The sequence below is a fragment of the Pseudomonas donghuensis genome (assembly GCF_000696345.2).
In the GTDB taxonomy this organism is placed as follows: Bacteria; Pseudomonadota; Gammaproteobacteria; order Pseudomonadales; family Pseudomonadaceae; genus Aquipseudomonas; species Aquipseudomonas donghuensis.
Genome location: NZ_CP071706.1, coordinates 963,118 through 984,585, shown reverse-complemented (window position 1 = coordinate 984,585; position 21,468 = coordinate 963,118). Strand labels below are relative to the sequence as shown.

Annotated in this window: 22 protein-coding genes and 2 tRNA genes; 17 read left to right on the top strand and 7 right to left on the bottom strand. The window is 62.6% G+C overall.

Features of this window, described 5'->3' with window-relative positions:
- Positions 1–3: 3 nt before the first annotated feature.
- The 8 genes from lolB (at position 4) to ppk2 (ending at position 6,052) form a co-directional block, all read left to right on the top strand.
- Positions 4–621, top strand: a complete 618-nt coding sequence (lolB, locus tag BV82_RS04435; protein ID WP_010225732.1) for a lipoprotein insertase outer membrane protein LolB — start codon at positions 4–6, stop codon at positions 619–621.
- Between the two features lie 3 nt (positions 622–624).
- On the top strand, positions 625–1,476 hold the full coding sequence (ispE, locus tag BV82_RS04430; protein ID WP_010225731.1) for a 4-(cytidine 5'-diphospho)-2-C-methyl-D-erythritol kinase: 852 nt from the start codon (positions 625–627) through the stop codon (positions 1,474–1,476).
- Positions 1,477–1,510: 34 nt separating this feature from the next.
- Positions 1,511–1,585, top strand: a tRNA-Gln gene (locus BV82_RS04425).
- Positions 1,586–1,633: 48 nt separating this feature from the next.
- Entirely contained in the window at positions 1,634–2,575 is a 942-nt protein-coding gene (locus BV82_RS04420; RefSeq protein ID WP_010225730.1) for a ribose-phosphate pyrophosphokinase, read from the top strand.
- Between the two features lie 138 nt (positions 2,576–2,713).
- Positions 2,714–3,310 carry a 50S ribosomal protein L25/general stress protein Ctc gene (locus BV82_RS04415; RefSeq protein ID WP_010225729.1) on the top strand — a complete coding sequence of 199 codons (597 nt, stop codon included), beginning with the start codon at positions 2,714–2,716 and terminating at the stop codon, positions 3,308–3,310.
- Positions 3,311–3,387: 77 nt separating this feature from the next.
- Positions 3,388–3,972, top strand: coding sequence for an aminoacyl-tRNA hydrolase (pth, locus tag BV82_RS04410; RefSeq protein WP_010225728.1), 585 nt, complete (start codon positions 3,388–3,390; stop codon positions 3,970–3,972).
- Between the two features lie 21 nt (positions 3,973–3,993).
- Positions 3,994–5,094: a redox-regulated ATPase YchF gene (gene ychF / locus BV82_RS04405; protein ID WP_010225727.1), complete on the top strand. Its 1,101-nt coding sequence runs from the start codon at positions 3,994–3,996 to the stop codon at positions 5,092–5,094.
- A gap of 148 nt (positions 5,095–5,242) precedes the next feature.
- A complete protein-coding gene (gene ppk2 / locus BV82_RS04400) occupies positions 5,243–6,052 on the top strand; it encodes a polyphosphate kinase 2 (protein ID WP_010225726.1) in 810 nt (269 codons plus the stop codon).
- Between the two features lie 34 nt (positions 6,053–6,086).
- Here the strand turns inward: ppk2 and BV82_RS04395 are convergent, their stop codons facing one another.
- Positions 6,087–7,256: an MFS transporter gene (locus BV82_RS04395; RefSeq protein WP_036993818.1), complete on the bottom strand. Its 1,170-nt coding sequence runs from the start codon at positions 7,254–7,256 to the stop codon at positions 6,087–6,089.
- Positions 7,257–7,628: 372 nt separating this feature from the next.
- Between BV82_RS04395 and BV82_RS04390 the strand changes: the two genes are divergently transcribed.
- Positions 7,629–8,186 (top strand): hypothetical protein, encoded by a 558-nt coding sequence (locus tag BV82_RS04390; protein WP_036993816.1) that lies wholly within the window; start codon positions 7,629–7,631, stop codon positions 8,184–8,186.
- A gap of 6 nt (positions 8,187–8,192) precedes the next feature.
- Here BV82_RS04390 and BV82_RS04385 read toward each other — a convergent pair whose 3' ends face one another.
- Complete coding sequence (locus BV82_RS04385; RefSeq protein ID WP_036993814.1) at positions 8,193–9,407, bottom strand: MFS transporter; 1,215 nt, start codon at positions 9,405–9,407, stop codon at positions 8,193–8,195.
- A 190-nt stretch (positions 9,408–9,597) separates the two neighbouring features.
- Here BV82_RS04385 and BV82_RS04380 point away from each other — a divergent pair, with 190 nt between their 5' ends.
- A complete protein-coding gene (locus BV82_RS04380; protein ID WP_051636693.1) occupies positions 9,598–10,380 on the top strand; it encodes a FecR family protein in 783 nt (260 codons plus the stop codon).
- An 85-nt stretch (positions 10,381–10,465) separates the two neighbouring features.
- Positions 10,466–10,542: transfer RNA gene (locus tag BV82_RS04375), tRNA-Met, on the top strand.
- Positions 10,543–10,608: 66 nt separating this feature from the next.
- On the opposite strand, the gene BV82_RS04370 is transcribed toward BV82_RS04375, so the two are convergent.
- A complete protein-coding gene (locus BV82_RS04370; RefSeq protein WP_036993813.1) occupies positions 10,609–11,223 on the bottom strand; it encodes a LysE family translocator in 615 nt (204 codons plus the stop codon).
- Positions 11,224–11,346: 123 nt separating this feature from the next.
- Here BV82_RS04370 and BV82_RS04365 point away from each other — a divergent pair, with 123 nt between their 5' ends.
- Positions 11,347–12,225 carry a LysR substrate-binding domain-containing protein gene (locus BV82_RS04365; RefSeq protein WP_036993812.1) on the top strand — a complete coding sequence of 293 codons (879 nt, stop codon included), beginning with the start codon at positions 11,347–11,349 and terminating at the stop codon, positions 12,223–12,225.
- Here the strand turns inward: BV82_RS04365 and BV82_RS04360 are convergent.
- A complete protein-coding gene (locus BV82_RS04360) occupies positions 12,213–12,824 on the bottom strand; it encodes a D-Ala-D-Ala carboxypeptidase family metallohydrolase (protein WP_036993811.1) in 612 nt (203 codons plus the stop codon). The genes BV82_RS04365 and BV82_RS04360 overlap by 13 nt on opposite strands.
- Before the next feature lie 88 nt (positions 12,825–12,912).
- Between BV82_RS04360 and BV82_RS04355 the strand changes: the two genes are divergently transcribed.
- Positions 12,913–14,052, top strand: coding sequence for a hypothetical protein (locus BV82_RS04355; protein WP_010225714.1), 1,140 nt, complete (start codon positions 12,913–12,915; stop codon positions 14,050–14,052).
- Positions 14,053–14,150: 98 nt separating this feature from the next.
- Here BV82_RS04355 and can read toward each other — a convergent pair whose 3' ends face one another.
- A complete protein-coding gene (can, locus tag BV82_RS04350) occupies positions 14,151–14,789 on the bottom strand; it encodes a carbonate dehydratase (RefSeq protein ID WP_010225713.1) in 639 nt (212 codons plus the stop codon).
- 120 nt (positions 14,790–14,909) lie between these two features.
- Here can and BV82_RS04345 point away from each other — a divergent pair, with 120 nt between their 5' ends.
- Complete coding sequence (locus BV82_RS04345; protein WP_036993810.1) at positions 14,910–15,239, top strand: hypothetical protein; 330 nt, start codon at positions 14,910–14,912, stop codon at positions 15,237–15,239.
- 4 nt (positions 15,240–15,243) lie between these two features.
- On the opposite strand, the gene rimI is transcribed toward BV82_RS04345, so the two are convergent.
- Complete coding sequence (gene rimI, locus BV82_RS04340) at positions 15,244–15,696, bottom strand: ribosomal protein S18-alanine N-acetyltransferase (protein WP_036993809.1); 453 nt, start codon at positions 15,694–15,696, stop codon at positions 15,244–15,246.
- Complete coding sequence (locus BV82_RS04335) at positions 15,689–16,486, bottom strand: hypothetical protein (RefSeq protein WP_036993807.1); 798 nt, start codon at positions 16,484–16,486, stop codon at positions 15,689–15,691. The genes rimI and BV82_RS04335 overlap by 8 nt, the downstream gene beginning before the upstream one ends.
- 179 nt (positions 16,487–16,665) lie before the next feature.
- On the opposite strand from BV82_RS04335, the gene mksB reads away from it, so the two are divergent.
- From mksB to mksF, 3 genes are read left to right on the top strand one after another with little or no spacing between them, the layout of a single operon-like run.
- On the top strand, positions 16,666–17,943 hold the full coding sequence (gene mksB / locus BV82_RS04330) for an Mks condensin complex protein MksB (protein ID WP_036993806.1): 1,278 nt from the start codon (positions 16,666–16,668) through the stop codon (positions 17,941–17,943).
- On the top strand, positions 17,933–18,634 hold the full coding sequence (gene mksE, locus BV82_RS04325) for an Mks condensin complex protein MksE (protein ID WP_010225708.1): 702 nt from the start codon (positions 17,933–17,935) through the stop codon (positions 18,632–18,634). The genes mksB and mksE overlap by 11 nt, the downstream gene beginning before the upstream one ends.
- A complete protein-coding gene (gene mksF / locus BV82_RS04320) occupies positions 18,631–21,462 on the top strand; it encodes an Mks condensin complex protein MksF (protein ID WP_036993804.1) in 2,832 nt (943 codons plus the stop codon). The genes mksE and mksF overlap by 4 nt, the downstream gene beginning before the upstream one ends.
- The last annotated feature ends 6 nt before the right edge of the window (positions 21,463–21,468 follow it).

The window sequence follows — 21,468 nt, the reverse complement described above, 5'->3', positions numbered from 1 at the left end:
CCTATGTTTTTGCGCCACTGCATCACCTTCACCCTGATCGCCCTGCTTGCCGGCTGTGCCGGCTTCGGCTCCCGTGAGGCCCTGCGGGGCGAGGGCAGCCCACAGCTGTGGCGCGAGCACAAGCAACAGCTGAGCACCCTCGATGGCTGGCAGATCAACGGCAAGGTCGGCATCCGCGCGCCGAAAGACTCCGGCAGCGGCACGCTGTTCTGGCTGCAGCGCCAGGATTACTACGATATCCGCCTGTCCGGCCCGCTGGGCCGCGGCGCCGCGCGCCTGACCGGGCGCCCCGGTGGCGTCACCCTGGAAGTCGCCAACCAGGGCCGCTTCGAGGCAAATAGCCCCGAAGCCCTGCTCGAAGAGCAACTGGGCTGGGAGCTACCGGTCTCGCACCTGGTCTGGTGGATTCGTGGCCTGCCCGCCCCCGACAGCAAGAGCCAGCTGACCCTCGACGGCGACAGTCGCCTGGCCAGCCTCAAGCAGGACGGCTGGGACGTGCAGTACCTGAGCTACGCCGAACAAAACGGCTACTGGCTGCCCGAACGCATCAAGCTGCACGGACAGAACCTCGACGTGACCCTGGTGGTCAAGGACTGGCAACCACGGCAACTGGGCCACTGATCTATGAACACTGCAACCCTGACCCTGCCGGCACCGGCCAAGCTCAACCTGATGCTGCACATTCTTGGCCGCCGCCCCGACGGTTACCATGAGCTGGAAACCCTGTTCCAGTTTCTCGACCATGCCGACGAGCTTTCCTTCGCCCTGCGCGAAGACGGTGAAATTCGCCTGCACAGCGAGATCGACAATGTCCCCCACGACAGCAACCTGATCGTCAAGGCCGCGCGCAAGCTCAAGGCCTTGAGCGGTTGCAGCCAGGGCGTGGATATCTGGCTGAAGAAAATCCTGCCGATGGGCGGCGGCATTGGTGGCGGCAGCTCCGATGCCGCCACCACCCTGCTCGGCCTCAATCATTTATGGCAACTGGGCTTGAGCGAAGACCAACTGGCCGAGCTGGGCCTGACCCTGGGCGCCGACGTGCCGGTTTTCGTCCGCGGCCATGCGGCATTCGCTGAGGGTGTGGGTGAGAAGCTGACCCCGGTCGACCCCGAAGAGCCCTGGTACGTCGTGCTGGTCCCGCAAGTATTTGTTAGCACAGCAGAAATTTTTTCAGATCCGCTGTTGACACGTGATTCCTTGCCCCTTAAGATGCGCCCCGTTCCCAAGGGAAACAGTCGAAATGACTGCCAACCGGTGGTAGAGCAGCGTTACCCAGAGGTACGCAATTCATTGAATTTGTTAAACGAATTCACTGACGCTCGGCTTACCGGAACTGGAAGTTGTGTGTTTGGGGCCTTCCCAAACAAAGCTGAAGCTGATAAAGTTTTGGCCCTTCTTGCAGAGACCCAAACAGGGTTTGTAGCTAAGGGAAGCAACGTTTCGATGTTGCATCGCACGCTGCAGAGCCTGCTCTAGGAATCGAGCACCAGGTGCTCGCAGCAACAGATACAGGGGCGTCGCCAAGCGGTAAGGCAGCAGGTTTTGATCCTGCCATGCGTTGGTTCGAATCCAGCCGCCCCTGCCATTTTCCTTATACTCATCCAGGTATACCCTCAGCCTTCAGGTACTGCGCGTGTCCAAGATGATGGTCTTTACGGGGAACGCCAACCCCGATCTGGCTCGGCGTGTCGTACGTCAGCTGCATATCCCACTGGGTGATGTTTCTGTCGGAAAATTTTCCGACGGCGAAATCAGCACTGAGATTAATGAAAATGTTCGCGGTAAGGACGTTTTCATCATTCAGCCGACTTGCGCGCCAACCAACGATAACCTGATGGAACTGGTAGTGATGGCCGATGCCTTCCGCCGCTCCTCAGCTTCCCGAATCACTGCCGTGATTCCTTACTTCGGATATGCCCGCCAGGATCGCCGTCCGCGTTCGGCGCGTGTAGCTATCAGCGCCAAAGTCGTCGCTGACATGCTCACCGTCGTAGGTATCGACCGTGTTCTCACCGTCGACCTGCACGCTGACCAGATTCAGGGTTTCTTCGATATTCCGGTAGATAACATCTACGGCTCCCCCGTTCTGGTGGATGACATCGAAGACCAGCGTTTCGAGAACCTCATGATCGTGTCCCCGGACATCGGCGGCGTCGTGCGTGCACGTGCTGTTGCCAAGTCCCTGGGCGTTGATCTGGGCATCATCGACAAACGCCGTGAAAAGGCTAATCACTCCGAAGTGATGCATATCATCGGCGACGTCGAAGGACGTACCTGTATTCTCGTCGACGACATGGTCGACACCGCCGGCACCCTGTGCCACGCGGCCAAGGCCCTGAAAGAACACGGCGCTGCCAAGGTTTACGCCTACTGCACGCACCCTGTCCTGTCGGGTCGGGCGATCGAGAATATCGAGAACTCCGTGCTGGACGCACTGGTGGTGACCAACACCATCCCGCTGTCCGCTGCAGCACAAGCCTGTGACCGTATCCGTCAACTGGATATCGCACCGGTTGTTGCCGAGGCGGTTCGCCGCATCAGCAATGAAGAATCGATCAGCGCGATGTTCCGCTGAGGGTTTTACCCTCGCGAACTCACGTTGACGTAAAGCGCCCCGCCCCAACACTGGTTGTTGGGGCGGGGCTTTTTTGCCCATCCCGCTTTGGCGCTGGTCGCAAACGCCACTCGGGAATGGCTATTTTGGAGATACAACATGACTGATTTCATTCTGAACGCCCAAGCGCGTACTGACCTGGGGAAAGGTGCGAGCCGCCGCCTGCGTCATTCCGCCAACATCCCTGCCGTTGTCTACGGTGGTGGCCAAGCTGCTGAATCCGTGACCATCCTGACCAAGGAAATCACCAAGCTGTTCGACAACGAAGCTGCCTTCAGCCACGTTATCGAACTGAACATCGACGGCAAGAAACAAAACGTCGTTGTTAAAGCCATGCAGCGTCACCCTGCCAAGCAGTTCATCATGCACGCTGACTTCGTCCGCGTTGTTGCTGGCCAGAAACTGACCGCCAAAGTACCTGTGCACTTCATCAACGAAGAAGCTCCGGTCAAGAAAGGCGGCGAGATCTCCCACACCGCCAACGAGATCGAAGTTTCCTGCGAAGCCAAAGACCTGCCTGAGTTCATCGAAGTCGACCTGGCCAACGCCGAAGTCGGCGCGATCATCCACCTGTCGGACCTCAAAGCTCCGAAAGGCGTTGAGTTCGTCGCTCTGGCTCACGGTAACGACCTGGCTATCGCCAACGTTCACGCTCCGCGTGTTGCGCCTGAAGCTGCAGAAGGCGCTGCCGAGTAATCCACTCAGCACGCCGGCGTTGATCGGGTTACAGCGCCCAGCGCTGTAACCCACAACTCCAAGGAAGAGCCCCTGACGTGACCGCCATCCAACTGATCGTCGGCCTGGGAAACCCCGGCCCCGAATACGAACAGACCCGGCATAACGCAGGGGCTCTTTTCGTAGAACGCATTGCCAGCGCCCAGCGCGTCAACCTGACTGCTGATCGCAAGTATTTCGGCCTGACGGCAAAATTCAGCCATCAGGGCAACGACGTTCGTCTTCTGATTCCGACCACCTACATGAACCGCAGCGGCCAGGCCGTTGCTGCACTGGCGAATTTTTTCCGCATCCCGCCAGATGCCATCCTGGTGGCCCACGACGAACTCGACCTGCCTCCCGGCGTCGCCAAGCTCAAGAAGGGCGGCGGCCACGGCGGGCACAACGGGCTGCGCGACATCATCGCCCAGCTCGGCAACCAGAATGACTTTCACCGTCTGCGGCTTGGCATCGGCCACCCGGGTGACAGCAGCAAGGTCTCCAGTTTCGTCCTCGGCAAGGCGCCACGCGCCGAGCAGGAGAAACTGGACGCCAGTATCGATTTTGCCCTCGGCGTGCTGCCGGACATCCTCGCCGGCGACTGGACGCGTGCGATGAGAGAGCTGCACAGCCAAAAGGCCTGACTCCACGAAGAGGGATTCACCATGGGTTTCAATTGCGGCATCGTCGGCCTGCCCAACGTCGGCAAGTCCACCCTGTTCAACGCCCTGACCAAATCCGGCATCGCCGCTGAGAACTTCCCGTTCTGCACCATCGAGCCGAACAGTGGCATCGTGCCGATGCCTGATGCGCGCCTGGACGCCCTGGCGGCCATCGTCAAGCCGAACCGCGTGCTGCCGACCACCATGGAATTCGTCGACATCGCCGGCCTGGTGGCTGGCGCCTCGAAAGGTGAAGGCCTGGGCAACAAGTTCCTGGCCAACATCCGCGAAACCGACGCCATCGCCCATGTGGTGCGCTGCTTCGAAGACGAGAACGTGATTCACGTCTCCAACAGCGTCGACCCCAAGCGCGACATCGAGATCATCGACCTGGAACTGATCTTCGCCGACCTCGACAGCTGCGAGAAGCAACTGCAGAAGGTTGCGCGCAACGCCAAGGGCGGTGACAAGGACGCCCTGGCGCAGAAAGCCATCCTCGAAAAACTCATCCCGCACTTCACCGAAGGCAAGCCTGCGCGCAGCCTGATGAAGGCCATGGGCGCTGACGAGAAGGCGCTGATCCGCGGCTTCCACCTGCTGACCAGCAAACCTGTGATGTACATCGCCAACGTTGCCGAAGACGGCTTCGACAACAACCCGCACCTGGACGTGGTCAAGGCCATCGCCGAAGAAGAAGGCGCGCTCGTGGTGCCGGTGTGCAACAAGATCGAGGCCGAGATTGCCGAGCTCGACGACGGCGAAGAGAAGGACATGTTCCTCGAAGCCCTGGGCCTCGAAGAGCCAGGCCTGAACCGCGTGATCCGCGCCGGTTACTCGCTGCTCAACCTGCAGACCTACTTCACCGCCGGTGTGCAGGAAGTACGCGCCTGGACCGTACGCGTCGGCGCCACCGCTCCACAAGCGGCCGGCGTGATCCACACCGACTTCGAGAAAGGCTTCATCCGTGCCGAAGTGGTCGGCTACGACGACTTCATCCAGTACAAGGGTGAAGGCGGCGCGAAGGAAGCCGGTAAATGGCGCCTGGAAGGCAAGGACTACATCGTCAAAGACGGTGATGTGATGCACTTCCGCTTCAACGTCTGATCCGCTCCCTGATGAGCCCGAAACCCCTTGAGGCTATGCTTCAAGGGGTTTTTCTTTGCCTGCGTTGCGCACAAATGCTGGCCAAAACCCAGGTCTATACTCAAAGCCGCACTCAAACGGCTTTCGTCCACAGACCAGGTATCGGCGCATGGCTAAAAAGAAGGAAAAACAAAGCAACAGCGAACGCCTCCCCCGTAAAGAGTACGAGCAAGCACTCAAGGCCCTGCACGTCGAGCTGGTCAAATTGCAGCAATGGGTGGTAGCCAAGGGCCTGAAAGTCTGCATCGTCTTCGAAGGTCGCGACGGTGCCGGCAAGGGCGGAACGATCAAGGCCATCACCGAACGCGTCAGCCCGAGGGTGTTTCGCGTAGTGGCGCTGCCAGCACCGACCGAACGGGAAAAAAGCCAGATGTACGCCCAGCGCTACATCCAGCACATGCCCTCGGCCGGCGAAGTGGTGATCTTCGACCGCAGTTGGTACAACCGCGCCGGTGTTGAGCGGGTGATGGGGTTCTGTACCGAAGAGCAGTCCCGCAAGTTTCTTTCGGTGGTGCCATCGTTCGAAAAGATGCTGGTCGAGTCCGGCATCGTTCTCATCAAGTACTGGCTGGAAGTCAGCCCCCAGGAGCAGGAACGGCGCCTGAAAGAGCGCATCACCGACGGTCGCAAGATCTGGAAACTGACCCCGATGGACCTCAAGTCCTTCACCCGCTGGGACGACTACACCCGCGCGCGCAATGAGATGTTCGCCGCCTCGGATACCTCATGGGCCCCCTGGTACGTGGCCCCTTCAGAGGACAAACGACGGGTGCGCCTGAATATCATCAGCCACTTGCTCAAGCAGGTGCCCTACGAGGACATCACCCACAAGCAGAAGATCGAACTGCCCAAGCGCGGCAAGATCGGGCGCGACAAAAGCACCAGCTACACATCGCGCATGGTTCCCGAGCGCTTCTGAAAGACACCTGGCGCGCGGCACCGCTGCAAGTGTGCTACAGAGTGCCCTGATCGGCGCGCTGGGCCCTGAAGGCCCGCCGCCGGGCACTGCGGGCGAACACCACGAACAGTGCCGCCATGGCCGTCAGGGCCATTGGCAGGCCATGGGGCGCAACATCCATGGCCGCGCCGCTGATCAGCGGCCCGAGCAGGCTTCCGACGCCCCAGAGCAAGCCGACGCTGGCATTGGCGGTGACCAGGTCCTGGCCCTTGAACTGCTGGCCGATCAGCACCAGCGCCAGGGTATAGACCCCGCCCGCCACCGCACCGAGCAGCACCAGTGCTGGCCATAGCAACCATTGCATGCCGATCAGCCACGGCAGCGCCAGGCCGATCAACATCGCCACCACGCCGCACACCAGGTGTACCGTCGTGCGCTCGCAGCGGTCGGCCAGCCAGCCGATCGGCAGCTGGAAGAGCATGTCGCCGGTAAGGATCACCGTCACCATCAACGCCGCCACCCCCACCGCATAGGCATGGTTGGTGGCGTACACCGGCAGCAGCGAAAGAATCACTGCATCGAAGAACGAGAAGAACAGCACGCCCATGCACAAGGCCGGCGCCACGCGGAAAAAGCCCGCCAGGGAAAAGCTCTTGCCGCCCTCCTCGCCATGCTCGACATGATCATTGGGCACCGTCAGCACGATACACAGCAGTGCCAGGCCGTAGCAGGCGGTCACCACTGTCGTCACCCAAGTGCTCTGTGCCCCGAGCAGCGCCAGCATTGCCGGGCCGAGCATCTGGAAACCGGTGAACGCCGTGGCGTACAGGGCCATGATCTTGCCGCGGTTGTGCTCCGGACTCAGCTCGTTGACCCACGACTCGCCGAGGATGATCGCGATGCCCATGCCGATCCCCAGCCCCAGCCGCAACAGCCCGAGCAAGTAGATCGAAGAGAAGCCCCACTCAAGCAAACCGATGCTCAGGGTGCACAGGCCGAAGCACAACAGGTAGATGGTGCGCCGGGTCAGGTGCCGGCAACAGGCATCGACCATGAACGCCGACAGCATCATCCCCGCGGCCGGAATCGCCGAGACGATACCGATCTGCAAAGTACTGGCGCCGGCGTCGAGCAAACGCAGGGACACCAGCGGCAAGCTCGCCCCGAGACTGAAACCGACCACCGACACCGCAAACAACAAGCCCAGCAACAAACGCATATTCATCACAACTCCAGACTCACCGGCGCAGGCACGACATCGCACCTGCGCAGGCGCATACATGACCGTAAAAGGATTCGGTTAGCGGCGAGCTCAGCCACGGCAGAACGCCGGGCACACAGCCGCAGGGTCAGGAGGTGTGAAGGTGCGGCGAGAAGGTAAACGCGAACAACACGCTGCGCCGACGCTTGAGCACCGTGTCACACGGCCAGTCGCACACGACGGCCTGGATAACAGCCGGCTGGATGGCGCAAGGACGGGAAAAGCGGTTCATGGGTCGACTACAGGAAAAAGGCAGGCCGGCACTCTAGGGGAAGCCCGGGCCAGACGTCAATCTCGCTGTGCTACTCTCGCGCCATCATGGAAGAGGATCAGCGCATGTCCGAACATCATCAGTTCATTTTCCCCCGCTATCGCCACCTGCCCGCGCCCGATTGGAAAAGCCTGGAGCAACAGCTGCTGACCCTGGGCTGGCTCGAGCCCGCTGCGGCCGATGCCCTGGATGAAACCGGCGACAGTGACGACAGCCTCTGGTGCAGCCCGTTGTACCGACCGAGTGCCGAGTTGTTCCGAAGGCTCAGGGTCGAAGCGGACCCCGCGCAGGTCGTGCGCCTGTTCGAGTTCGAACCCGGCCAGCCGTTTGTCTGCGCGGGCGAGAACTTCAGCCTGCCAGGGCAATACCTGCAGGCACAGGTGGCCGAAGAGACCTTCATGCAGTTCATGGGCGACGCTATCGAGGCGCCGCACACCACCTGGTGCAGCCCCGTCGACAAAACGACGTACTACCTGATGGATCTGGATTGGGACTTCAGCTTCGGCGTTGGCGAGCAGGTCCTGCGCAGCGACCGCCTCAACCGCGCCGAAACCGAACGCCTGGCGGCACTGATCGGCGAACTGGCCGGGCAGCCGATGAGCTGCGCCCACCGGCATCGCTAGGCAGCTTCAACGCTTGCCGGTGGACGGCAGGAGGATTGCCAGCAGGCCGAACAGCGGCAGGTACGAGCACAGGCTGTAGACGTATTCGATGCCCTTGAGGTCGGCCAGATAGCCCAGCGCCGCTGCGCCGATGCCGCCAAAGCCGAACATCAGGCCGAAGAAGATGCCAGCGATCATCCCCACGTTACCCGGCACCAGTTCCTGGGCATATACAACAATGGCCGAAAACGCCGAGGCGAGGATAAAGCCGATGATCACGCTGAGCACGCTGGTCCAGAACAGGTCGACGTAAGGCAGCAACAGGGTGAATGGCGCGACACCCAGGATCGAGAACCAGATCACCGCCTTGCGCCCGATGCGGTCACCGATCGGCCCGCCAAAAAAGGTTCCGGCCGCTACTGCGCCGAGAAACAGGAACAGGTGTAGCTGCGAGCTGGCCACCGAGAGGTCGAACTTCTCGATCAGGTAGAACGTGAAGTAGCTGGTGAAGCTGGACATGTAAAAGTACTTGGAGAACACCAGCAACCCCAGCACCACCAGGGCGCCGATCACCCGCTGGCGGGAAAGGCTATGGGTCGCGCGCTGGCCTTGCTTGGCCTTGAACAGGTTCAGGTGTGCCCTGTACCAGCGGCTCAGGCCATAGGTGACCAGCACGGCGCAGACAGCGAACAGGCCGAACCACACCACATTGCCCTGACCGAAGGGGATGATGATCGCCGCCGCCAGCAACGGGCCGAAGGCGGAGCCTGCATTGCCACCAACCTGAAAGCTTGACTGCGCCAGGCCAAAACGCCCACCCGAGGCCAGCCGGGCAATACGCGAGGTTTCCGGGTGGAAGGTCGACGAACCAATGCCCACCAGCGCCGCCGCCAGGAGGATCATCGGGAAGCTGGCGACATACGCGAGCATGACGATACCCACCAGGGTGCACAGGGTGCCCAGCGGCAGCAGGTTCGGCATCGGCTTGCGATCGGTATAGAAACCCACCCAGGGCTGCAGCAACGAGGCGGTGATCTGGAAGGTCAGGGTGATCATCCCGACCTGGGCGAAGCTCAAGCCATAGTTGGCCTTAAGCAGGGGGTAGATCGACGGCAGCACCGACTGGATCAGGTCGTTGATCAAATGCGCCAGGGCACAGGCGGCGATGATGCGCATCACCAGCGGGCTGCTCTGGGCAGTGGCGGTACTGGCGGGTGACGACGAGGCAGTGCTCACAGCCATGACAAAAGCTTCCATCCGGTGGGCGGGATCCAATTATCCAGAATTCGTTAGCAAGCGCACTATTCTTTTCGACCAACGTACTTTTGACGTTCTTGTTAATGATTATCAATAACGATATAGTCAGTGCGCTTTCACCACCCCCACTGCCCGCCTATCCGAGGCCTGCATACGCCATGCCCGCTGACCTGCCATGACCCCGTCGCCAAACCAACTGGAACTGCCGGCGCGCCGCCTGCACAAGATCGAACGCCGCGTGGCGCCACGCTCCTGGGGCGTTTGGGCAGTGGCGGCCAGCCTCTTGCTGATCAGCGCCCTGGTGATGCTGCAACTGCCATTGCTGCAGCGCCTGAACAGCGATGTCGCCACCGCCGTTGGCGAACGCCGGCAGATCCAGCTGGCCGATGGCTCGCGGCTGACCCTCGACAGCGCCAGCGCCGTAGATGTCGACCTGCGTGGGCCTGTGCGTACGCTGCGCCTGGTGCAAGGGCAGGTGTTCATTGAAGTGACCCACGATGGCCGGCCTTTTGTCGTCAACATCGATCAGGCGCAGGTGCAGGTGCTGGGTACGCGCTTCTCCGTCAGCCGCGGCCGCGATCATGACGAAGTGGTGCTGCTCAAAGGCAAGGTCGAGGTCAGCAGCGGCGGCGACAAACGCATGCTCGCCCCCGGTGAGCGCGTGACCCTGAACGGCAGCCGCCTGGGCCAGGTCGAGAAGGTCGATGCCGAACGCCGGCTGGCCTGGCGCGAGGGCCAACTGCGGGTACGCGACGTGCCGTTGCGCCAGGTGCTGGAACAGCTTGCCGAATACCAGGGCGGCCGCCTGTTGTACATCGACGGACAGCTCGGTCAGCGCCCGGTCAGCGCCAGCTTCAACCTCGACCAGGCCAGCAGCGCAATCAATGCTCTGGCCCGCAATCAGAACCTGAGCGTAAGCAGCCTGGCCGGGCAATGGATCATCGTACTGAGCCCATAAATGGCTAAGCAGTTGATCGCGCGTTAATTTTTTTGAAAAAGAGTGTTGACACAAATCTGTTTCAGGCGAATAATGCGCGCCACTTGGCTACATAGCTCAGTTGGTTAGAGCATAGCATTCATAATGCTGGGGTCCGGGGTTCAAGTCCCTGTGTAGCCACCAAGTACTAAAAAGGGCTTACCGCAAGGTAAGCCCTTTTTTCTTGCCTGCGATTTTTACCCCGCCCGCTTAACGTACATTGGCAAACACCACTGCCACCCCCAGGCCGATCAAGGCCACGCCAATCACCCGATCGACCAGGCGCTGGCGCTCAAGCATGGCCCGGCGCAATACCGCGCTCGAGAAGAATACCGCCACCAGGCTGAACCACAGCCAATGGGCGAACGACATGAACGCGCCATAGCCGAAGTTGATCGCCAGCGAGCTGCCCGGTTGCACCACCTGGGTGTAGGCGCTGACCACAAAGAGCATGGTCTTGGGGTTCAGGGCATTGGTCAGAAAGCCCGAGCGCAAAGCCACCAGCACCCCGAGCTGACGGGCGCTGGTACCGTCCAGGGAAATCCGTGTGGTGTTGGTCAGCGACTTGTAGCCAAGATAAATCAGGTACCCCGCCCCCAGCACCTTCATGGCCAGAAACAGCGCCGGACTCTGGCTGATGATCACCGCAATGCCCAACACGGTGTACAACACATGCACCTGCACCCCCAGGGCAATGCCCAGGGCCGCAGCCAGGCCCGCACGCCGGCCGAAGGCGTAACTGCTGCGGGTCACCATGGCAAAGTCGGCGCCCGGGCTGATCACCGCTAACACGGTGAACAGGGCAACGGCGATGATTTCATTCACGTAAAGCTCCTCGATCTGCTAGGCCAATGCACAGATACGTCTGCGCGCGGCCATTATCGAAAGCTTCTGGCAAGGCAAAAAGCGATTTATAGTGAGTGAAATCCGCTAGTTTTTCTCACAGATATGAAGCTGCCCGCGCTTTCTGCCTTTCGCTATTTCGACGTCGCCGCACAAACCCAGAGCTTCGTGCGCGCTGCCGAGCTGCTCAATGTCACCCACGGCGCCGTGAGCCGGCAGGTACGCCTGCTGGAAGAGTCGCTGGGGGTGCAACTGTTCGAGCGGCGCAACCGGGCGATCTTTCTCACCGCCGCCGGGCGCGCCCTGCACGGCACCACCCTGTCGGTGTTCGAACAGCTGGAGGGCGCGGTGTACCGCCTGCAGCAACAGGCGCGGGAGAACGTGCTGGTGCTGTCGTGCGAGCCGACCATCGCCATGCGCTGGCTGATCCCCCGGTTACCGGCCTTTCATGCCGCCCACCCGGATATCCACCTGCACCTGGTGGCGGCCGGCGGGCCGATCGACTTCGCCCGCAGCGGTGTCGACCTGGCCCTGCGCCGCGATGATTTTCGCTGGGATGCCAACCTGCATGCACTGAAGATCTGCGACGAATGGGTCGGGCCGGTGTGCAGTGCCGGCCATGCCCTGCCCGAACCTGGTCTGGCCGGCCAACGCCTGCTGCACAGTGCTTCGCGGCCCAATGCCTGGGCTACCTGGCTACACCGAAGCGGCGAATCGGCCAAGGGCAGCAGCCGCGCCGATTACGAGCACTTTTACCTGTGCATCCAGGCGGCGGCGGCCGGGCTGGGCGTAGCCATGGCTTCGCGCTTGATGGTCCAGGACGAAATCGACAGCGGCCAACTGCAGGCGCCACGCGGCTTCATCCAGGATCAATCAGCCTACTACCTGCTCAGCCCCCAGGCGATTCTTGACGATGACAAAAGCCGCTGCTTCGCCGAATGGGTGATCGAGCAATCACACGCTTGCCTGGCTCACCTGGCCTGAGCCTTGCCGGCCATCGCCGGGGCACAGAAGGAGGAACCGCTGCTGAAGTCGCTCCCCCAGGTGCGGTAGCCTGCCGTGTCGATGTGAATGCGCCCCGATGGGTATCGCCCCAGGCCCATGTTCCAGCCCTTGCCGCGGGCCTGCCAGAAGCGGCACAGCGGCGCCGGGTCGGCCCAGCCCGGCAACAGCAAGTCGACCGCAAAGGCGCGGGTATGGGCGCTGGCCACGGCGCCGCCAGCGCAGCGGTTGAGCACTGGGTTGCGGTAGGCCGACACCACTTCATAACGTTTGAGCACGCCCTGATCGTTCAGGGTCTTGAGCAATTGCAAGGTCGAACGCACTGCCGGCCACTGCACCGCTGGCGCCACCGCAAACGGCTCGGCCTTGCACAGACGCCAGTCACTGGCCGAGCGCAGCAGTTGGTGGATTGGCACCACCCCATACAGGCGCGCATCCACCAGCATCTGGCGAAAGGGCCGGGTCTGATGATCGCCCGCCCACTGGGCAAACCGATGCAGGTCACGCTCCTCGGCCTGCGCAGTGCCCAGCACTGTCAGCAAAAGTCCTGCACCAATACCAGCCTTACGCCACGGATTCATCAGCTTGCCCCCCCTTCCCAACCCCCGGGAAATTCCTCCAGTATGGTAAGCCTCCCGACTGCAGGGAGAAACTGACAAGGAGTTAATCATGCACAAGACTGCTCCATTGACCTTTGCCCTGGCCGCCCTGACCTTGAGCAGCGCCGCCCTGGCTGACACCCGCATCGACCTGGGCAGCCAGGAACGCGTGACCCGGCTGTTTGCCTACCCCAACAACTGCAATGTCATCTGCTTTCGTGACTGGAGCCTGGAACGAACAGTAGAGCACTACCTGACCCAGAGCGTGCAGCGCGACGGTTACGCCACCGCGACCGTGAAGGTCAATCGCGACAACGACAAACTGCATGCTGACATCCAGGGTGTGCCAAGCGACTACAGCAAACCCCTGCAAGCGCTGCTCACTACCGGCGATCTGGCCTATCAAGGCGCCAACCAGCTCAACCGCGAAGGCAAATGGGCCTACAGCTGGAACCTGTTCCTGCCGCTCGGCATGGCCCTGGAAAATCGCCGCAGCATTCAGCTCTTGCACTTCCCGCCGGACTACTCGCTGACCCAGGCCCAGGACTACCTGCGCTCCAACACTACCGACCGCTGGGCCACGCTGCTGACCTTCAACGGCATCCCCGCGGAACAAACCCCGGCCTACCAGACCATCGTCGACATCGCCCCGATCGCGGCGCCAGCCAGCGCCGGCAAAGACCTTGAAGGCGTGTATGGCTACTTCAAGGACTATCAGGTGCAGATGGTCAAGGAGGTGACCCGAACCGGCAATGGCGCATCCTTGCCAATGGTTGCCTTCGGTTCGCCGGTGCGCAGCTGGATCGAGCAGCAGTATGGGCCCAAGCTCTACGTTCTGGGCCTGGCGACCATCAGCCCGACGCCCGGGCAAAAGGTGTCGGTGCTGGGTGCCAACCACCCGAGCGCAATCTGGTATGCGGCGGATAAAACCAACTATGACGGCGACCAGGACAAAGCCGATCAGGCCGGGCTGAAGATGATGGGCCAGGACTTGAGCGCCGCCTGCTGGCAGTCGGGCATGGGCCGCAACCCGGCGGCGGATGCCAAGGCCACCCTGGGTGCCTGTACGCAGAAGTGGCAGGTGACAGCGAAGAAGCAGACGTGCGAGCTGTATTTCCGCACGATTCGCAACATGACCCCGGAGCAGGCCAGTGCCAAGTGCAATACCGGGGAGGTGACGCGCACGTTGCGTGATTTGCAGAAAGCTTGAGGGGTATCCATCGCGGGGCAAGCCCGCTCCCACATGGACCGGTTCATACAGATCCTGTGGGAGCTGGCTTGCCAGCGATTGGCCGCCCCGCGATAGGCTCAGTCCTGCGGACGCAACCGGTACTGCGGCGGCAGCTGGTCCAGGCCACTGATAGTCGCGTTCAAGCTCTTCCAGCGCCCATCCTTGATGCCATAGATGCAGCCATGCACCGACAGGCTCTGCCCGCGGTGCCAGGCATTCTGAACGATAGTGGTATGGCCGACATTGGCCACCTGCTGGATCACGTTCAGCTCGCACAGGCGGTCCACCCGCTCTTCCTCGGTCGGCAGCTTGGCCAGCTCCACGCGGTTTTCGTAGTACAGGTCGCGAATCGAACGCAGCCAGCCATCAATCAGGCCCAGCTGACGATCCTGCATGGATGCCCGCACCCCGCCGCAACCGTAATGGCCGGTGACCAGGATGTGCTTGACCTTGAGCACGTCCACCGCGTACTGGATCACCGACAGGCAGTTCAGGTCAGTGTGCAGCACCACGTTGGCAACGTTGCGGTGAACGAACAGGTCGCCCGGCAGCATGCCGACGATCTCGTTGGCCGGTACCCGGGCGTCCGAACACCCGATCCAGAGGAACTCCGGTGTCTGCTGACGCGCCAGCTTGGCGAAGAAATCCGGATCTTCCTGCTTGATCGCATCGGCCCAGCGCGCGTTGTTATCAATCAGTTCTTGTAGATCGTGCATGTTCAAGCCTCATGGTTGATGCCCATCCTGTGACAGGCGCCGGCCTGTTCAGGTCACGCCTTTGAATCTTCCGGCAAACGGCAGGTCAACCGTTTAGGCCCCTCTGCAGGAGGATCGACCATGAGCCAGAAACACCGCCCGCTTCACGCCCCGCAGCCCGCCCCGAGCGATGAAGACGAAGACGAAGACCCCATGGGCTCGGTTGAAGAATTGCACTTTGACGAGGATACCCCCAACGTTGATGTCGGTTTCGACCCAACCGACGATGACCTCGAGCCGGAAACCCTGATCCCCGAAGACGGCGCCCGCTCCGCCAACGAGCCGGGAGCAAATCACCCTGCGGACTGGGACCTGAGCGTAGTCGACCAAGGTGACATCGGCGGCGGCAAAGGCCTGGATGAAGCAGAGCTGGCACGCCGCGACCCGCTGGACGGCAAGCCGGAGCGCTGACCCCTTACTCGAACAGGGTGCAGGCCATGACCAGGGCGTCTTCGCGACCGCCAGCAACCGGGTAGTAATCACGCCGGCGGCCGATTTCATTGAAGCCGTAGCGCTCGTACAGGCGATAGGCCGACTGGTTGCTGGCACGCACTTCGAGGAAACACTCACGACCGTTGAGCGCATAGGCGCGCCTCATCAGCTCCTCCAGCAGGCGCAGGCCCAGGCCGCGACCCTGGCTTTCCGGCTTGACGGTGATATTGAGCAGGTGCGCCTCGTCGATGATCACGTTGATCACGCCATGGCCGACCTGCTGCTCGCCTTCGAACATCAGCCAGATTTCATAGGACTTGAGACCGTCGAGGAAGATCCCGCGGGTCCAGGGGTGGCTGAAGGCGGCGTATTCGATCTTCAGTACGGCATCCAGATCCGCCTCGGTCATCCGGCGGAAGCTGATCGTGTCACTCATCACTTGGTTTCCAGCGCGCCATCAGCCGGCGCATGGCTTGCCAGACGTGCGCCTTGCGCTGCGGCTCGTCCATCAACAGTTCGAGCCCCGGCAAGGCCCAGGCAGCGCCCAGCCCTTCAACCGGCAACTCGCGGTAATAAGCATCGGCGTCGGCCTCGCCGGCAAAACGCACAGCAGGCAGGCCGATCAGCCACAGGCAGACGCACGGCGCTTCTTCAAGCCGGGCCTGGATAAAGCCCTGGACGAAATCGGTCGCCGCCTGCGGCCCCTGATCGAGGTTGCCGCGCACCAGCAACGGCCAGCGCACCGGCTCGCCGATGATCTGCGGGCTGTCCGGCAGGCCGGCGGCGCGCAGCATGTCCTTGAGCAACAGATAGGAGGGGTCGCGGCTCTGGAATGGCTCGCCGGTGGCAAGCTCCACCAGCAGCAGGCAATTGCCGGCGCGCAGCAGTTGCAGGGCAAAGCGTGGAGGCGGCACCGGGGCCGGCCTGGCCAGCACTGGCGCCTTCTCGGCCTCTTCCACTGCTTTGGCCGCCACTTTCGGCATGCTGCCCGGGCGCGGGATCTCGATCTTCGGTCGCTCAACGGTGCGTGCTACCGGCGCGCTCGCTGCTACGGCAGCGGCAACAGGCGCCTGCTCCTGCGGCTCGAACGCCGGTTCCTCCAGCGCCGCCACCGGCAACAACAGCTCCGGGCGCGACGGTGCAGCGAACGGCAGTTCGGCACGCGGCAGCCAGTGCACCACTTGCATGGCGTTGAGGTAAGCGCGGCGGCGGGACTCGATTAACAAGAAGGATCGGCCATCTGTGGATAAGTCAGGGGCGATATTCTAACGTTGTTCGCCGTTTGGCGCCGCTGTTGATCGGCAGAAAACCGCTCGACAGCAGGATCAAGCGATCAGGGGGTGAATCGACAGGCGTCTGATGCAGTACAATCGGCGCTTTTATTTGGCAACGAGTCGACCCGCCAATGATCGAACCCAAGCGCGTCCTGCGCGCCCTAGCCGAACACTGGGCCCTGCTCGAGCCGTTGTGCGAGCGCTTCGACGGGGGCACCCTGAGCCTGGCCGAACTGCGCCAGCAACTGGCCACCCAGCAGTTGGAGAGTACCCCCCAGGACATCACCAGCCTGCTCGACGTGTGGATCCGCCTGGATATCCTGGTGCCGGTGGCCAAAAGCCCGAACCGTTTTGAGCTCAACGCCCAGATCCATGACTTTCTTGCCTACCTGCGCCGTGAGCACCGCCTGGGCCTGTGCCTGGAGATCGAAGCCTACCTGCGCCACCTCGAGCGCCTGGCCGGGCATATCCAGGACGCCTTCGAGATTCGCGACGGCAACGACCTGGCGCGCCAGCTGCGCCTGCTCGACATGCGCGTGCGCGACGTCCTGAAGAAGCTCGACAACGACGAACAGGCGCTGGTCGCCGTGGCCGAACGAGCCAAGACCAGCGACCGGCAGATCCCCCTGCGCCAGCGTTACGCCGAAGTCCTGGCGACCTGGGACGAATATGTCGAACCGATGATCCAGCTGGTCAACGCCGACGGCGCCTTCGAGCAAGGCGTGCGCAAGGTCGAGACCGTGCTGCTGCGCTTGCTCGGCGAGCAGGCGCGCCTCGGCCATCTGGTCGACGACGACATGCTCCTGCGTACCCATGCGCGCATCCTCGAGATGCAGACCAGCGCCCAGTTGACCCTGCGCCATGCCCGCGAACTGCTGCTGCCGCTGCGTGAAGAAGCGCGCCGCCACAACGCCGTGACCCGTGGCGCCGCCCTGGCCCTGTCGGTGATCCGCCGCAAGGGCCTCGATGCCGTGCCGCAGGCGGCCATGCCGCTGTTCACCCGCCCGCAGAGCACCTTCCTCGGCAGCGCCAGCCAGGTCGAAGCCTATGTCTATGCCCTGGCCCGTTTCGAGCCCAAGCCTGCGCAGTTCCCCAAGGCCCACAAAAGCCACAAGGGCGACGCCCCGCGCGCACCGCGCACGGTCAAGGAAATGCTCGAACGCTGCGAAGACGCCCTGCCGCTGCCGGACCTGATGGTCTGGCTGCTCGACCAGGAGCCCGAAGGCGCCACCGACGAGCTGCTGTACTGGTTCTCGCGCCTGTCGCGGGAAAAACGCTTTGCCCGCGAGCGCCTCGAGCGCCGTGAATACACCACCCGCGAACACCTGGTCAGCCTGCGTTCCTTCGCTCTGACATCGAGCCGCGAACCATCGCCTGAGCCAACTGCGAGCCCCGCCCATGCATCTTGATCTTTCCGAACTGTCCCAGCTCGCACCGATCTTCCGCGAGCTGTTCAAGGGTTTCCACATCAGCCGCCGCGACCCGGAGCTGTACGCCCAACTGTCGAACTTCCAGGACCAGTACCGTGGCCTGTTCAAGGCCCTGGGCTTTGAACTGGTGTGCGACACCCGCGGTTTCTACTACTTCGTCCCGGACCTGGCCGCCGCCCAGGTCAACAAGACCGCCCAGCGCCTGTCGCTGTTCACCTTCATCCTGGTCGAACACCTGGCCGACCAGGGCCGCGACCCGATGTCGGTGCTCGACGGCGGCAGCCTTGGCCGCGACGAGCTGCCTTCGCTGCTGGAAAAGTACCGCGACCTGTTCATCCAGGCCGAAGTGCAGACCCCGGACGAGCTGGAAGAAAAGATCATGCGCCGCATGACCCAGCTCGGCTTTGCCCACGAAGAGAACGGCATCTACCGCTTCCTGCCGCCGATGCACCGCTTCCTCGACGTCTGCCTGTCGGTCCAGCAGGACCGCGACCTGGCCGCCAGCCTGCACAGCGCCCTGCCGCTGCCAACGCCGGTGCTGGTCGAGGAAGAGAGCCCGGAAGAGCTGAACCGTACCGACGACCCGCTCGACCTCAGCCCGTTCGAAGAAAGCGAAGAAGACGCCTTGGCCCGAGCCATTGCGCAAGAGCAACAGGAGATTGACGCATGAGCCAGGTACGCTACGGCATTCGCCGCTTCGCACTGCTCAACACCGCCGGCTACAGCCTGGGTCTGTTCCCCCTGGAACACCCATTGTCGGTCTACGGTGCCAACAACCTGGGCAAGAGTGCCTCGATCAACGCCCTGCAGTTCCCGATCCTGGCGCGCATGTCCGACATGAGCTTCGGCAAGTACAGCCTGGAGCAGTCGCGGCGCTTCTACTTTGCCAGCGACACCAGCTACATCCTCTGCGAGGTCAACCTGCCCCACGGCCCGCACGTGATCGGCGTGGTCGGCCGCGGCCCGGGGGGTGGCTTCGGTCACCAGTTCTTCGCCTATGCCGGCGAGCTGGACCTGGCCCACTACCAGAAGAACGACACCTGCCTGCGCCAGAAAGAGCTGTTCAGCAACCTCGAGCGCAACGGCCTGAAAGCCTATGAGCTCAAGCCTGACGAGCTGCGCCGGTTGCTGGTCGGCGGCCACACCTCGATCCCGCTGGACCTGACCCTGATCCCGCTGCGCTCCACCAGCGAACAGAGCCTGAAAACCTTCCGCGCCCTGTTCATCAACCTACTGCACATGCGCGAGATCACCGCAGCCAAGCTCAAGCAGCTGTTCCTCGATGCCTTCGAGCACAGCCTGCGTTCGGGCAGCGTCGACTACATCGCCGCCTGCGAAGAGGCCTTCCGCGACGTACGGCGCATGGAGCAGGACTACAACTCGCTGGTCGCCGCCGGCCCGCTGGTCGAGGCCCTGGCCAACGGCGTGGCCCAGCGCGACATCCTGCGCGGCAAGCTGCATCGCCTGTCGCCACTGCTCGACTCGCTGCTCGGCACCTGGCAGGACTACGCCAGTGCGCGCAAAGAAGAACTGGTGATCCAGGCCGAGCACTATAAAAACGAACAGGACAGCCTGCAGAACGACCAGCGTGGCGGCACCCAGGAGCTGATGCGCCTGGAGCGCGAGATCACTGGCGTGCAACGCTGGCTCGGTGAGCTGTCGGTGCTCAAGCACCGCTTCGCCCTGGTCGACGACGTCAAGGTCCTGGAACAGCAACTGCTGGCCGCCAAGGACGCCCACGACGAACTCGCCGGCGCCCTGGCGCAGTCGCGCCAGTTCAGCGCCGAAGACCTCGAAGAGCGTCTGCGCGAGCTGGAAAAACGCCTGAAGTCGGTCAAGCAGCAACTCGATCATGCCGACAACAACAGTTATGCACGCCTGCGTGAAGAGTTCTCGCAGCAGGACGTCGAGCGCCTGATGCGCCTGTTCAACGGCGCGCTGTTCAGCTTGCCGCTGGGCGAGCGCGGCATCGAGCTGGACGACAGCGATGTCTGGGTCAAATCCCTGGAAGCGGTGCTCGACGGCTTCAAGGGCGAGCGCTTCGAAGCCCCGGGCCTGTCCATCGACCTCTCGCACATCGAGCCCCCTGCCCTGCAGGCCCTGGCCGACCGCGCCGCCCTGCGTGACCAGAAGGAACGCCTGGAGAAAGAGCTCAAGCAGCTCAAGACCCAGCAGGCCGTGGCCGCCGACCGCGCCGCGAGCAAGACCCAGACCGAAGCCCTGTACCAGCAGGTACTGGATGCGCAGAAGGCCCTGGAAGACTTCCGCCGCAGCGAGACCCTGTCCGCCGAAGAAGGCGACAAGCTCGAACAGCTGGCGCAGATGGAAGCCGCCCAGGACGAGCTCAAGCGCTCCAGCGACGCCTTCACCGAACGCGTCCAGCAACTGTCGGCCAAGCTGCAACTGGTCGGCCGCCAGATCGCCGACATGGAAGCCAAGCAGCGCACGCTCGACGACGCCCTGCGCCGTCGCCAGCTGCTGCCCGCCGACCTGCCGTTCGGCACGCCGTTCATGGAGCCGGTCGACGACAGCATGGACAACCTGCTGCCGCTGCTCAACGACTACCAGGACAGCTGGCAGGGCCTGCTGCGGGTCGATGGCCAGATCGAAGCGCTGTACGCCCAGGTACGCCTCAAGGGCGTGGCCAAGTTCGACAGCGAAGACGACATGGAACGCCGCCTGCAACTGCTGATCAACGCCTACTCGCACCGCACCGAAGAAGCCCTGACCCTGGGCAAGGCACGCCGCGCCGCGGTCACCGATATCGCCCGGACCCTGCGCAACATCCGCAGCGACTACGACAGCCTCGAGCACCAGCTGGCGCTGTTCAACCGCGAGATCAACAAGCGCCAGGTGTCCAACCTGCAGAGCTTTCGCATCGTCCTGGCGCCGAACAAGGAAGCGCTCAAGCACATCGACCAGATCATCCACAGCGCCGGCCAGTACGAGGAAGGCGAGACCCTGTCGGTGTTCGACCTGAGCCAGAGCGCCGAGCAGGACAACAAGAACGAAGAGGCCAAGGAGTACCTGGCGCGGCTGGTGGCGGCCAACCACAACCAGCTGGGCCTGAAGGACCTGTTCGAACTGGCCTTCGAGATCACCAAGGTCGGTGGCCAGCCGGTGATCCACACTGACATCGACGGTGCGGCGTCCAACGGCACCACCATGACCATCAAGGCGCTGACCAACATGTACCTGTTGCTGCACCTGATGGACCGCGACCTGGCCGGTCGCGTGCGCCTGCCGTACTACCTGGACGAGGCGGCCGACATCGACGAACGCAACCAGGCAGCGCTGCTGGAAACCAGCTTGCAGCTGGGCTTCGTACCGATTCTGGCGAGCGTCAAGCCGCAGGTCTCGGCGCATGTCGCCATCGACCTGGAAGGCGGCAGCGGGCCGAACGGCATCTACATCGACGAGGCGGACTGGAAGTACATCAGCCGCCGTGATGTGGAGAAGGCGGTGGTGCGGGTAGAAGAGGAAGAAGCTTCGGCTTGAGGCCTC